The organism is Amycolatopsis thailandensis, assembly GCF_042723255.1.
GTDB classification, from domain to species: domain Bacteria; phylum Actinomycetota; class Actinomycetes; order Mycobacteriales; family Pseudonocardiaceae; genus Amycolatopsis; species Amycolatopsis thailandensis.
The window spans coordinates 48,018-60,496 of sequence record NZ_JBHXJK010000051.1 but is presented as its reverse complement, the minus strand read 5'-3'; the positions used below and the strand labels follow the sequence as shown (position 1 = coordinate 60,496).

Sequence of the window (12,479 nt, the reverse complement as noted above, 5' to 3'; positions counted from 1 at the left end):
CGTGAAGGCCTCCTTGAGGGACCCAGAGTCCCTCAAGGAGGCCTTCACGGACTTCGCAAGCGAGGAGCTGGCGTCACATTCGCCCCAGCGTCACCAGTAATCACATCGATGGGTAGCGAAGGGCTCCTTCCCTACCCTGAAGGTAGGCAAGGAGGCCTTCACGGACTTCAGGGCCGCCACGGCGACCGCCGACGGTAGTGCTCAAGTACATGAAGGCCCCCTTGCTTGCGCCTAGGTACATGAAGGGGGCCTTCACGCGCAAAGCTGGGGTCAGACGGTGAAGCCGAGGGCGCGCAGCTGTTCGCGGCCGTCCTCGGTGATCTTCTCCGGGCCCCACGGCGGCATCCAGACCCAGTTGATCCGGAAGTCCTTGACCAGTCCCGTTCCCCCGCCGACGAGCGCGGCACCGGTCTGGTCCTCGATGACGTCGGTCAGCGGGCAGGCCGCGGACGTCAGGGTCATGTCGATGGTGGCCGTGTTGTCCGGCTCGACGTGGATGCCGTAGACGAGCCCGAGGTCGACGACGTTGATGCCGAGTTCGGGGTCGACGACGTCGCGCATCGCCTCTTCGACGTCCTCGACCTTCGCCACGTCGGCGGTGTCCGGGGCGGCGGCGGTCTCGGCGTCGAGGTCGGCGGCCGTGCGCCCCTCGCGGGTTTCGGTCTGCTGTTCGGTCATGCCGTCTCAACTCCGTTGGTCGTGCGGGCGACGGCGTCCTTGAACGCCATCCATCCGAGCAGGGCGCATTTAACGCGGGCCGGGTACTTGGCCACGCCGGCGAAGGCGATGCCGTCCTCCAGCACGTCCTCGTCGGGTTCGATCTGGCCCTTGCCCTGCATCAGCTCGACGAAGGCGTCCATGGTGGTGAACGCCTCCTCCACGGTGTGCCCGACGACGAGATCCGTCAAGACCGACGTGGACGCCTGGCTGATCGAGCAGCCCTGACCGTCGTAGGAGACGTCGGCGACCTTCCCGTCGTCGACCTTCACTCGCAGTGTCACCTCGTCGCCGCAGGTCGGGTTGACCTGGAACGACTCACCGTCGAACGGCTCGCGCAGGCCGCGGCCGTGCGGGTTCTTGTAGTGGTCCAGGATGATCTCCTGGTACATGCTCTCCAGGTTCATCACGCCACCCCGAAGAACTTCTGCGCCTCGCGCACACCGTTCACCAAAGCGTCCACTTCGGACAGGGTGTTGTAGACGTAGAACGACGCGCGCACGGTCGCCGGGACCGAGCAGGCCCGGTGCAGCGGCCACGCGCAGTGGTGCCCGACGCGGACGGCGACGCCGAGGCTGTCCAGCACCTGGCCCGAGTCGTGCGGGTGGACGCCGTCGATGACGAACGACACCAGCCCGCCGCGGTCGGCCATGTCGGTGGGGCCGATGATCCGCACGCCGGGGATCTCGCCGAGTCCGGTCAGCGCGGCCTCGGTGAGGAGGTGTTCGTGCGCGGCGACCCGGTCCATGCCGATCGCCGACAGGTAGTCGGCGGCCGCGCCGAGGCCGACGGCCTGCGACGTCATCGGGGTGCCCGCCTCGAACCGCTGCGGCGGCGCGGCGAACGTGGTCTGCTCCATGCGGACCATCTCGATCATCGAACCGCCGGTCAGGAACGGCGGCATCGCTTCGAGCAGCTCGCGACGTCCGTAGAGGACACCGATGCCGTACGGGCCGACCATCTTGTGCCCGGCGAAAGCGGCGAAGTCGACGTCCAGCTTGTGGAGGTCCACCGGGAAGTGAGGCACCGACTGGCAGGCGTCCAGCACGACCAGCGCGCCGACCTTGCGGGCCTTCTTCACCAGGAACTCGACCGGGTTGATCGTGCCGAGCACGTTGGACTGGTGCGTGAACGCGAGCACCTTGGTCCGCTCGGTGATCAGCTCGTCCACATTGGACAGATCGAGACGACCGTCCGCGGTGACGGAGAACCACTTCAGCGTCGCGCCGGTGCGCTGGCAGAGCTGCTGCCACGGCACCAGGTTCGCGTGGTGCTCCATCTCGGTGATGACGATCTCGTCGCCGGGTCCGATCTTGAACCGCTCGGCCTCGGGACCGGCCGTGGCGGCGTTGCTCATCGCGTAGGCGACGAGGTTGATGCCCTCGGTGGCGTTCTTGGTGAACACCAGCTCGTGCGGGGAGGCGCCGACGAACTCCGCGATCCGCACGCGGGCGGACTCGTAGGCGTCGGTCGCCTCCTCGGCGAGCTGGTGCGCGCCGCGGTGCACCGCGGCGTTCGAGGTCTCCAGGAACCGGCGCTCGGCTTCGAGCACCTGCGCCGGTTTCTGGGACGTCGCGCCGGAATCCAGATACACCAAGGGTTTCCCGTCCCGCACCGTGCGGGTCAGGATCGGGAAGTCGGCCCTGATGGCCGCTACGTCCAGCGGTACAGAGTTAGCCGTGGTGGTGGTCATCGGGCCAACTCCTCTCGGTGTAGTCGTGAAGTTCAGTGATCAGACAGCGGCGGTCTCGGCGGAGCCGGTGTACTTGACGTACCCGTTCTCCTCGAGCTCGTCCGCGAGTTCACGGCCGCCGGACTCGACGATCTTGCCGCCGGCGAACACGTGCACGAAGTCGGGCGTGATGTGCCGCAGGATCCGCGTGTAGTGCGTGATCAGCATGACGCCGGCGTCGTTGTTGGCCTTGAACTCGTTGACGCCCTCGGACACGACGCGCAGCGCGTCGACGTCGAGGCCGGAGTCGGTCTCGTCGAGGATGGCGATCTTCGGCTTGAGCAGCGCCAGCTGCAGGATCTCGTGGCGCTTCTTCTCGCCGCCGGAGAAGCCCTCGTTCACCGAACGCTCGGCGAACTCGGACGAGATCTCCAGCTTGCCCATCTCCTCCTTGACCTCCTTGACCCAGTGGCGCAGCTTGGGGGCCTCGCCACGGACCGCGGTGGCCGCGGTGCGGAGGAAGTTGGACATGGACACGCCCGGCACCTCGACCGGGTACTGCATGGCGAGGAACAGGCCCGCGCGGGCGCGCTCGTCGACGCTCATCTCCAGCACGTCCTCACCGTCGAGCAGGACCTGCCCGGAGGTGACTTCGTACTTGGGGTGGCCGGCGATGGCGTACGACAGCGTGGACTTGCCCGAACCGTTGGGGCCCATGATCGCGTGGGTCTCGCCCGACTTGATGGTCAGGTTGACGCCCTTGAGGATCTCCTTGGGGCCCTCCTCGGTCGTGACCGAGGCGTGCAGATCCTTGATTTCCAGCGTAGGCATTTCTTTCCTAAAGTCTGATGTGGACGGACGAGGGCTTAGACGCCCACGGCTTCGAGCTCGGCTTCGATCGCGGCCTCGAGACGCTCGCGCACCTCGGGAACGCCGATCTTGACCAGGATCTCGTGGAAGAACCCGCGCACGACCAACCGGCGCGCGGCGTCTTCGCCGATTCCGCGCGACTGGAGGTAGAACAACTGCTCGTCGTCGAACCTTCCCGTCGCGCTCGCGTGGCCGGCGCCTTCGATCTCGCCGGTCTCGATCTCCAGGTTCGGGATCGAGTCCGCCCGCGCGCCCGGCGTCAGCACCAGGTTGCGGTTGAGCTCGTAGGTGTCGGTCGCTTCGGCGGCCGCGCGGATCAGCACGTCGCCGACCCACACGGTGTGCGCGCCGTCGCCCTGCAACGCGCCCTTGTACATCACCCGCGACTTGCAGTTCGGCACCGCGTGGTCGACGAAGAGCCGGTGCTCCTGGTGCTGCCCTTCGTCCGCGAAGTACAGGCCGAGCATTTCGACGTCGCCGCCCTTGTCGGCGAAGGTCGCCGTCGGCGAGACGCGGACCAGGTCACCGCCCAGCGTGATGACGATGTGCTTGAGCGTGGCGTCGCGGCCGAGCTTGAGGTGCTGCTCGGAGACGTGCACCGCGTCGTCGGCCCAGTCCTGGACGCTGACCACGGTCACGTTCGCCGAATCGCCGATGACGAACTCGACGTTGTCGGCGTAGGTGCCGGAGCCGACGTGGTCGAGGACGATGACGGCCTCGGAGAACTGCTCGGCGCGGACCTGCACGTGCCCGTAGGCGACCTCGCCCTCGCCGGGGCCGGTGATCTTCACCGTCGACGGCTTCGACGTCTTCGTCTCCTTGGGCACCGTGATGACGGTGGCCTCGGTGAACGAGGAGTAGGCCTGCGCGGCGATCCGGTCGCTCGGGACACCCGCGACGCCGAGGCGCTCGTCGTCCCGGCCCACCTTCTCGATCTTCAGTTCAGGGGCGGCGTCGGCGTCCACGGTGGCCGAACCCGAAGCGGTGGCGGACCCGTCGTGCAGGCCGCGCAGCCGCTTCATCGGCGTGAAACGCCAGTTCTCCTCGCGACCGCCGGGGACCTCGAAGGCCTCGACGTCGTGCGAGGTGAAGCGCTCCGCGCGGGACGTGGCCGGGATGACCACGCCCTCGCGCATCGCTTCGGAAACGTTGTTCTCGGTAACCGACATGACTAGCCGACGGACCCTTCCATCTGAAGCTCGATCAGGCGGTTCAGCTCGAGCGCGTACTCCATCGGCAGCTCACGCGCGATGGGCTCGACGAACCCGCGCACGATCATCGCCATGGCCTCGGCCTCGTCGAGACCGCGCGACATGAGGTAGAACATCTGGTCTTCGCTGACCTTCGAGACGGTCGCCTCGTGGCCCATCGACACCTCGTCGTTGCGGATGTCGACGTACGGGTACGTGTCCGACCGCGAGATCGTGTCGACCAGCAGCGCGTCACAGACGACGCTGGACCGCGAGTGGTGCGCCCGCTTCGCGACCTTGACCAGGCCGCGGTAGGAGGTGCGGCCACCGCCGCGCGCCACCGACTTCGACACGATGGTCGAGGAGGTGTGCGGCGCCAGGTGCTCCATCTTCGCGCCGGCGTCCTGGTGCTGGCCCTCGCCCGCGAACGCGACCGAGAGGACCTCGCCCTTGGCGTGCTCGCCCATGAGGAAGACGGACGGGTACTTCATCGTGACCTTGGAACCGATGTTGCCGTCGATCCACTCCATGGTCGCGCCCTCTTCGCACTTGGCGCGCTTGGTGACCAGGTTGTAGACGTTGTTCGACCAGTTCTGGATGGTCGTGTACCGGCAGCGGGCGCCCTTCTTCACGATGATCTCCACGACCGCCGAGTGCAGCGAGTCGGACTGGTAGATCGGCGCGGTGCAACCCTCGACGTAGTGCACGTAGGCGTCTTCGTCGACGATGATCAGGGTCCGCTCGAACTGACCCATGTTCTCGGTGTTGATCCGGAAGTACGCCTGCAGCGGGATGTCCACCTTGACGCCCTTGGGGACGTAGATGAACGAGCCGCCGGACCACACCGCGGTGTTCAGCGCGGAGAACTTGTTGTCCCCGGCCGGGATCACGGAGCCGAAGTACTCCTTGAAGATCTCCGGGTGCTCCTTGAGCGCGGTGTCGGTGTCCAGGAACAGGACGCCCTGCGCCTCCAGATCCTCACGGATCGAGTGGTAGACGACCTCGGACTCGTACTGCGCGGCGACACCGGCGACGAGGCGCTGCTTCTCCGCCTCGGGGATGCCGAGCTTGTCGTACGTGTTCTTGATGTCCTCGGGCAGGTCTTCCCAGGAAGTGGCCTGCTTCTCACTGGACCGCACGAAGTACTTGATGTTGTCGAAGTCGATCCCGGAGAGGTCCGCACCCCAGTTGGGCATGGGCTTCAGATCGAAGAGCTTGAGCGCCTTCAGTCGCGCTTCGCGCATCCACTCCGGCTCCGACTTCTTCGAGGAGATGTCGGTGACGACGTCCTCGTTCAGTCCTCGGCGGGCGCTGGCGCCCGCCTCGTCGGAGTCCGCCCAGCCGAACGCGTACTTGCCAAGGGACTCGATGGTCTCTTCCTGGCTCATGGGCGCGGTGGTGGGAGTGCGCTGCTCGGCAGCGGCAGTCATGCGGGTTTCCCTCCATTCGGGATCCGTGCTGTGCGCCCTGGGGAGGGCGCCGTGCTTCCCGGCGCGGGTGTGGCCGGGTGACCCGCCGAAACGACGGGTACGTGGGTGGTGCACACGTTGTCACCGCGTGCGATGGTCGCCAGCCGTTGCACATGAGTACCCAGAAGTTCCGCGAAAGCCTCTGTTTCGGCTTCACACAACTGAGGGAACTCGGCGGCGACGTGGGCGACCGGGCAATGATGCTGGCAAAGCTGTTCGCCGACACCGACCTGACGGGTCGACGCAGCGTAACCCTCCCTGGTCAGCGCCGCAGCGAGGGCCTCGGCGCGGGTGACAGGGTCGGTGTGCTTGGTGATCGCGTCCTGGTGCGGTCCGACCAGCGAAGCGACACGGGCCTCCGCGAAGGCCTTCACGGCGTCTTCCCCGGCGTGTTCGGAGAGGAACCGGATGGCCGAGGACGCGAGGTCGTCGTAGGCGTGGCCGAACCGGGCGCGGCCGGCTTCGGTGAGCAGGAAGTTCTTGGCGGGACGTCCTCGGCCGCGGGGGCCGCGGCGGGGCGCGTCCCGGGTTTCGGCCTCGCCGTCGGCGAGCAGCGCGTCGAGATGACGGCGGACGGCGGCCGCGCTGATGCCCAGCTGATCGGCCACCTCGACGGCGGTCATCGGCCCCTGTTCCAGCAGCAAGCGGGCCACTTCGTGCCTGGTCCGCCCCTCGGGACCGACCTGCGCGGGGACAGGCTGGACCTCGGCGCGGGGCATGTCGCCACCGGCCTCGTCCTGCGTCCCCGTCTTTTTCACAACACAAGTGTGACGTATTTCCGGGGAGACGGCAAAGAGGGGTGCCTCACGGAGTGGCGTGGGTCACTCTTGAACCACTTCGGGGGCTGAAGGACGCTTTCCCCGCATGCGATGAGACGAAAGCGTCCTTCACCGCATCGCACGCGGCGAAGGGCCCCTTCAGCCCTCGGTAACCACGTACCCGCTCGGTCTGTTCCCTCCGGTCGCTACCCTTCGTGCGTGGCAGTGGGCGATCACCCGGCAGGGCGGGACACGGACGAAGCAGGCCCGGAGAAGTACCCGGCCGCGGGATCGGTGGCGACGCTCTCCCCCGGCCACCCCCGCGAACCGGAGCCGCTCGACGACAAGGAACTGCGCGGGCTGAACGTCGTCCGCCGGTTCGGCGCGGTCGGTTCGCTGTTCCTCGCCCTCGGCTCGCTCGGCGCGGGCGCCGCGCCGGTGATCAACCCGGTGCAGGAGATCCCGGTCCTGCGGCTGTTCACCCGCATCCCCATGGTCTCGCTCGCGATGGGCCTGGCGGGGATGGCGATCATCGTGCTCAGCTGGCTGCTGCTCGGCCGGTTCGCGCAGCCCGCGCGCCGCCGTCTCGCCACCCAGGGCCAGCTCGCCCGCACCATCGCGCTCTGGTGCGCGCCACTGCTGTTCATCCCGCCGCTGTTCTCCCGCGACGTCTACAGCTATCTCGCGCAGAGCGAGATCGTGGCCCGCGGGATGGACCCGTACTCCCTCGGCCCGGCCGAGGCGCTCGGCGTCTCCGACCCGCTGACCTCGGGCGTCTCCAACATGTGGCGCGAGACCCCGGCGCCCTACGGCCCGCTGCTGCTGCGTCTCGGCGGCTGGCTCGCCCCGCTGAGCAGCGGGAACATCGTCACCGGCGTGCTGCTGCAACGCGGGCTCGCGCTGATCGGCGTCATCCTGATCATCTGGGCGCTGCCCCGGCTGGCCAAGCGGTTCGGCGTGCAACCGGCCACCGCGCTGTGGCTCGGCGCGGCGAACCCGCTGCTGATCTTCCACTTCGTCGCGGGCGCCCACAACGACGCGCTGGCCATCGGGCTCATGGTGGCCGGACTGGAGGTCGGCCTCCAGCGGATGCCGGTGCGGTTCAAGAACGACGAGCCTCCCCCGCTGGCCAAGGGCGAACTGCTGTACATCGGGCTCGGGGTCACGCTCATCACCCTCGGCGTCGCGGTGAAACTGAACGCGATCCTGGCGCTGCCGTTCTTCACGGTGATGGTGGCCAGACGCTGGCACGGCCGGATCAAGGACCTGCTCACCGCGGCGATACCGATGGCACTGCTGTTCGGCGTGGTGCTGGTGGCGGTCTGTTACGGCACCGGCCTCGGCTTCGGCTGGGTCGGCGCGCTCGGGACGCCGGGGCTGGTCCGCTCGTGGATCTCCCCGACGTCGGAACTCGCGGCGCTCGGCGGTGTCCTCGGCATCGCGCTCGGCCTCGGCAACCACACCAACGCGATGGTGCCGATCCTCGGCGCGCTCGGCTATCTCGTCGCCGGCGCGGTGACGGTCAAGTTCCTGTGGGACAGCTTCAAATGGCGCTACCGGCCGATCATCGGCCTCGGTGTCTCGCTGGGCGCGGTGATGGTGCTGCACGTGGCGCTGCAGCCCTGGTACCTGTTGTGGGCGATCATCCCGCTCGCCGCGGCGGCGGGGACCTCGCGGTTCCGCATCGCCGCGACGATCGTCACCGCCGTCCTGCCGTTCCTGCTGCCGACGACGGGAAGCACCTTCGAGGGCCGGGGTTTCGTCCTGCCGTTCGCGTGGGCCGCCGCCGGGGTCGTCACTCTTCTGGGGCTGTTCGTCGTCCACCGCCTCTCACCACTGCTGCTGTCCAAGCCGGTCCCGGAGCATTCACTCCCGGCGTGAGGCCGTATCGTGACCTGTCGTGAACGCCCCCGCCGTCGAGATCACCGGGCTGGTGAAACGCTACGGATCCACCACCGCGGTCGATGGACTCGATCTGCGGATGGACCGCGGCACCCTGCTCGCACTGCTCGGCCCGAACGGGGCCGGCAAGACCACCACCGTCGAGATCTGCGAAGGCTTCCTGCGGCCTGACGGCGGCGAAGTCCGTGTCCTGGGCATGGATCCGACGCGCGACGGCTCGGCTTTGCGGCCGCGGATCGGCGTCATGCCCCAGGGCGGCGGCGCGTATCCCGGTGTCCGCGCCGACGAGATGCTCGGACTGGTCGCCGCGTGCGCGGCGAATCCGCTCGACCCGGCCTGGCTGCTGGACGTCCTCGGTCTTTCGGGAGCGCGCAAGACGCCGTTCAAACGGCTTTCCGGCGGACAGCAGCAGCGGCTCTCGCTCGCCTGCGCGCTCGTCGGCAGGCCGGAGTTGCTCTTCCTCGACGAGCCGACGGCGGGGATGGACCCGCAGGCCCGCCGCCTGGTCTGGGACCTGCTCGAAGCGCTGCGCGCCGACGGGGTCAGCGTGCTGCTCACCACGCATCTGATGGAAGAGGCCGAAACGCTGGCCGACACCGTGGTGATCGTGGACCACGGCAAGGTCGTCGTCGAAGGCTCCCCGCAGTCGCTGACCGTCGAAGCCGGCGAGGCCGCGCAACTGCGTTTCAAGGCCCGCACCAAACTCGACACCGGCCTGCTGACCGCGGCGCTGCCCGAAGGCCACCTCGTGCACGAGTCGGCACCGGGGACCTATCTCGTCGAGGGCGCGATCGACCCGCAGGTGGTGTCGACGGTGACGGCGTGGTGCGCGCAGCAGGGCGTCATGCCGGAGGAACTACAGGTCGGCAGGCGCACGCTGGAAGAGGTCTTCCTGGAGCTGACCGGACGGGAACTGCGCGCATGACGACCCTGCCCACACCGCGCTTCACCGCGGGCACGTTCACCCCGGCCCCCGGCCGCGGCTCGCTCGGCAAGATGCTGCGCACGCACGCGAAGGTCGAGGCGAGCCTGACCCTGCGCCACGGCGAGCAGATCCTGCTGACCCTGCTCATCCCGCTCGCGCTGCTGATCGGCTTGTCGCTGCTGGACATCCTGCCGTCGTCGCAACTCGGCGATTCGTCCAAAGTGGACTGGATCACGCCGAGGATCCTGGCGCTGGCGGTGATGTCGTCCGCGTTCACCGGGCAGGCCATCGCGCTGGGCTTCGACCGCCGATACGGCGTCCTCAAACGACTTTCCGCCACGGCGCTGCCCCGCTGGCTGCTCATCGCGGGCCGGGTGACCGCCGCGCTGGTGGTGGTCGCTCTGCAGGCGGTGATCCTCGGCGTCGTGGCCGCGCTGCTGGGCTGGTCGCCCTCGCTCGGCGGGATCCTCGGCGCCATCCCGTTCCTGATCGTCGGCACGCTCGCGTTCGGCGCGCTGGGCCTGCTGCTCGGCGGAGCACTGCGCGCGGAGGCCGTGCTGGCGCTGGCGAACATCGTCTGGTTCGTGCTGCTGCTCGCCGGCGGCATCCTGCTGGCGCCGTCGACGATGCCGTCCGGGCTCGCGACGGTCGTCGAACTGCTGCCGTCGGGCGCGCTCGCCGAAGGCCTGCGTTCGGTGCTGCTGGACGGTTCGTTCGGCTGGGGCCCGTTCGCGGTCCTCGTCGGCTGGGGCGTCGTCGCGGGCGCGCTGGCGAGCAAGACCACCAAGCTCACCTGAGGCCCCCGACACAGCCGGTGCGGCCGGTGGAAGGCTCTCAGGAAGGGCGTTCTAGCATCGGGCGGTGCCGTTCCAGAGCCTTGTAGCGCGTCTGCCGTATCCCTCGTCCGCGGTCCAGCGGGCGGTCGCGATAGCGGCGGTGATCGCCCAGGCCGGGATCGGCGTCACCGGCTCGGTCGTCCGCGTCACCGGCTCGGGCCTCGGCTGCCCGACCTGGCCGCAGTGCGTCGAGGGCAGCATCGTCCCGGTGGCACACCCCGAGTTCGACGCGCTCACCCAGTGGATCGAGTTCAGCAACCGGATGCTGACCGGCGTCGTCATCGCCGTCGCCGCGCTGTGCGTGATCACCGCGTGGCGCGTGCAGATCGAGCACCCGAGCCGCCGCCGTCTGGTGAAGCTGGCCTGGACGATGCCCGCCGGCGTGATGCTGCAGGCCGTCGTCGGCGGGATCACCGTGCTCGCCAAACTCGAATGGTGGACCGTCGCGCTCCACTTCCTGGCCTCCACCCCCCTGGTCTGGCTCGCGGTCCTGCTGCTGCGCGCCTTCAACGAGGGTGACGAGCCCGCCCGCTGGCTGATCCCGGACGCGGGCCGCAAGACGCTGATCGTGCTCGCCGCGACGATGTGGGCCGTCCTCGTGGCGGGGACCACCGTGACCGGCGCGGGACCGCACGGCGGCGACCCCGGCACCCACCGGTTCCAGGCTCCGATCGAGACGCTCACCCAGGTCCACGGTGGTCTACTGGTGGTCTATTTGATCGTGCTGGCCGTCTTCGGGCTCCAGCTGATGCGGGGCGAGACGCCGAAGCAGCTGTGGCAGCGGTACACCATCGTGTGGGTCATAGCGCTCGCACAGGGCGTCCTGGGCTCGGTGCAGTACGCCCTGGGCGTGCCGGAGGCGCTGGTCTCGTTCCACGTCCTCGGTTCCGCCCTGGTGATCATCTCGACGGCGGCGCTGTGGTGCGGCTCACGCGATCGCGGTCCCGTCTCCTCGGCCACGGCGCCGGAACGCGAACTCGCCACCTCGAACTGACCCCGCGGCAAACCGGACGTAACCCCCAGGCGGCATGCTCGCCAGACGGTGCCCTTACGCTGCGCACGGTGCCCCACACGGGGGGACCACCGAGTCGAGGCACGAGGTGTCGCATGACCGCCAGCACCGAGCCGGACGCACCGGCCAGTCAGTCCAAGCCCCTGATCTCCCATCGCCGAGGTTCCGGGGAGATGCTGATACTCAAGACCTTCCTGCTGGTCCCGTTCGTCGCGCTGCTCGCCGCCGTGCCGATCGTGTGGGGCTGGGGCATGACCTGGGTGGATCTCGCGCTGGCTGCGGTGTTCTACACCCTGGGGACGCTCGGGGTGACCGTCGGCTACCACCGCTACTTCACCCATGGCGCCTTCAAGGCCGGGCGGCCACTGCGGATCGCGCTCGCCATCGCCGGGAGTTTCGCGGTGCAGGGGTCGGTCATCTTCTGGGTGGCCAGCCACCGTCGCCACCACGCCTTCGCCGACCGCGAAGGCGACCCGCACTCCCCCTGGCTGTTCGGGACGTCGCCGACGGCGCTGCTGCGCGGGTTCTGGCACGCGCACATGGGCTGGATGTTCAGCCGTGAGGTGACCAACTACGAACGCTTCGCACCGGATCTGGTGGCCGACAAGGATCTTCGCGTGGTGAACCGCTACTTCTGGCTGTGGATCACGCTCAGCCTCGCGCTGCCCGCGATCCTCGGCGGGCTGATCAGCTGGTCCTGGTGGGGCGTGGTGACCGGGTTCTTCTGGGCCGGGCTGGTCCGCATCGCGTTCCTGCACCACGTCAGCTGGTCGGTGAATTCGATCTGCCACCTGATCGGGGAACGCCCGTTCGCGAGCCGTGACAAGGCGGCGAACTTCTGGCCGCTGGCGATCCTGTCCATGGGCGAGTCGTGGCACAACTCCCACCACGCCGACCCGACCTGCGCGCGGCACGGTGTCCTGCGCGGACAGGTCGACGTGTCGGCGCGGGTGATCTGGCTGTTCGAGAAGTTCGGCTGGGCACGGGACGTGCGGTGGCCGAAGCCGGAGCGGCTGGCCGCGAAACTCGCCAAACCCGCCTGACGCTCTCTCGTCGATGTCATGAGGGGTGCCCCAAAGTGGGAAAATGGCCTTTTGGGTCCCCACCAGGAACGCGCCCCGCAGGGGC

At 68.6% G+C, this 12,479-nt stretch carries 12 protein-coding genes; 5 read left to right on the top strand and 7 right to left on the bottom strand.

Going from position 1 to position 12,479, the window contains the following annotated elements; all coding sequences use genetic code 11:
- Positions 1-270 precede the first annotated feature (270 nt).
- From ACFWMR_RS21480 to ACFWMR_RS21450, 7 genes are read right to left on the bottom strand one after another with little or no spacing between them, the layout of a single operon-like run.
- The gene (locus tag ACFWMR_RS21480; protein WP_007029706.1) at positions 271-678 is read right to left on the bottom strand and encodes a metal-sulfur cluster assembly factor; all 408 of its coding nucleotides are present in this window, start codon (positions 676-678) and stop codon (positions 271-273) included.
- Positions 675-1,124 (bottom strand): Fe-S cluster assembly sulfur transfer protein SufU, encoded by a 450-nt coding sequence (sufU, locus tag ACFWMR_RS21475; protein ID WP_093934279.1) that lies wholly within the window; start codon positions 1,122-1,124, stop codon positions 675-677. Before sufU ends, ACFWMR_RS21480 begins: the two co-directional genes overlap by 4 nt.
- Complete coding sequence (locus ACFWMR_RS21470) at positions 1,124-2,410, bottom strand: cysteine desulfurase (protein ID WP_093934278.1); 1,287 nt, start codon at positions 2,408-2,410, stop codon at positions 1,124-1,126. The genes sufU and ACFWMR_RS21470 overlap by 1 nt, the downstream gene beginning before the upstream one ends.
- 39 nt (positions 2,411-2,449) lie before the next feature.
- Complete coding sequence (sufC, locus tag ACFWMR_RS21465) at positions 2,450-3,220, bottom strand: Fe-S cluster assembly ATPase SufC (protein ID WP_007029703.1); 771 nt, start codon at positions 3,218-3,220, stop codon at positions 2,450-2,452.
- A gap of 35 nt (positions 3,221-3,255) precedes the next feature.
- Entirely contained in the window at positions 3,256-4,428 is a 1,173-nt protein-coding gene (sufD, locus tag ACFWMR_RS21460; RefSeq protein WP_093934277.1) for a Fe-S cluster assembly protein SufD, read from the bottom strand.
- A gap of 2 nt (positions 4,429-4,430) precedes the next feature.
- Positions 4,431-5,837, bottom strand: a complete 1,407-nt coding sequence (gene sufB, locus ACFWMR_RS21455) for a Fe-S cluster assembly protein SufB (RefSeq protein WP_425266616.1) — start codon at positions 5,835-5,837, stop codon at positions 4,431-4,433.
- 38 nt (positions 5,838-5,875) lie between these two features.
- Positions 5,876-6,676, bottom strand: a complete 801-nt coding sequence (locus ACFWMR_RS21450) for a helix-turn-helix transcriptional regulator (RefSeq protein ID WP_378379622.1) — start codon at positions 6,674-6,676, stop codon at positions 5,876-5,878.
- A gap of 294 nt (positions 6,677-6,970) precedes the next feature.
- Here ACFWMR_RS21450 and mptB point away from each other — a divergent pair, with 294 nt between their 5' ends.
- From mptB to ACFWMR_RS21425, 5 genes are all read left to right on the top strand, one after another.
- A complete protein-coding gene (gene mptB / locus ACFWMR_RS21445; protein WP_093934275.1) occupies positions 6,971-8,557 on the top strand; it encodes a polyprenol phosphomannose-dependent alpha 1,6 mannosyltransferase MptB in 1,587 nt (528 codons plus the stop codon).
- A 19-nt stretch (positions 8,558-8,576) separates the two neighbouring features.
- The gene (locus ACFWMR_RS21440; RefSeq protein WP_378274526.1) at positions 8,577-9,503 is read left to right on the top strand and encodes an ABC transporter ATP-binding protein; all 927 of its coding nucleotides are present in this window, start codon (positions 8,577-8,579) and stop codon (positions 9,501-9,503) included.
- Positions 9,500-10,300 (top strand): ABC transporter permease, encoded by an 801-nt coding sequence (locus ACFWMR_RS21435; protein WP_378379620.1) that lies wholly within the window; start codon positions 9,500-9,502, stop codon positions 10,298-10,300. The genes ACFWMR_RS21440 and ACFWMR_RS21435 overlap by 4 nt, the downstream gene beginning before the upstream one ends.
- A 64-nt stretch (positions 10,301-10,364) precedes the next feature.
- A complete protein-coding gene (locus ACFWMR_RS21430; protein WP_378379619.1) occupies positions 10,365-11,333 on the top strand; it encodes a COX15/CtaA family protein in 969 nt (322 codons plus the stop codon).
- A gap of 113 nt (positions 11,334-11,446) precedes the next feature.
- Positions 11,447-12,394 carry an acyl-CoA desaturase gene (locus tag ACFWMR_RS21425; protein ID WP_093934271.1) on the top strand — a complete coding sequence of 316 codons (948 nt, stop codon included), beginning with the start codon at positions 11,447-11,449 and terminating at the stop codon, positions 12,392-12,394.
- The last annotated feature ends 85 nt before the right edge of the window (positions 12,395-12,479 follow it).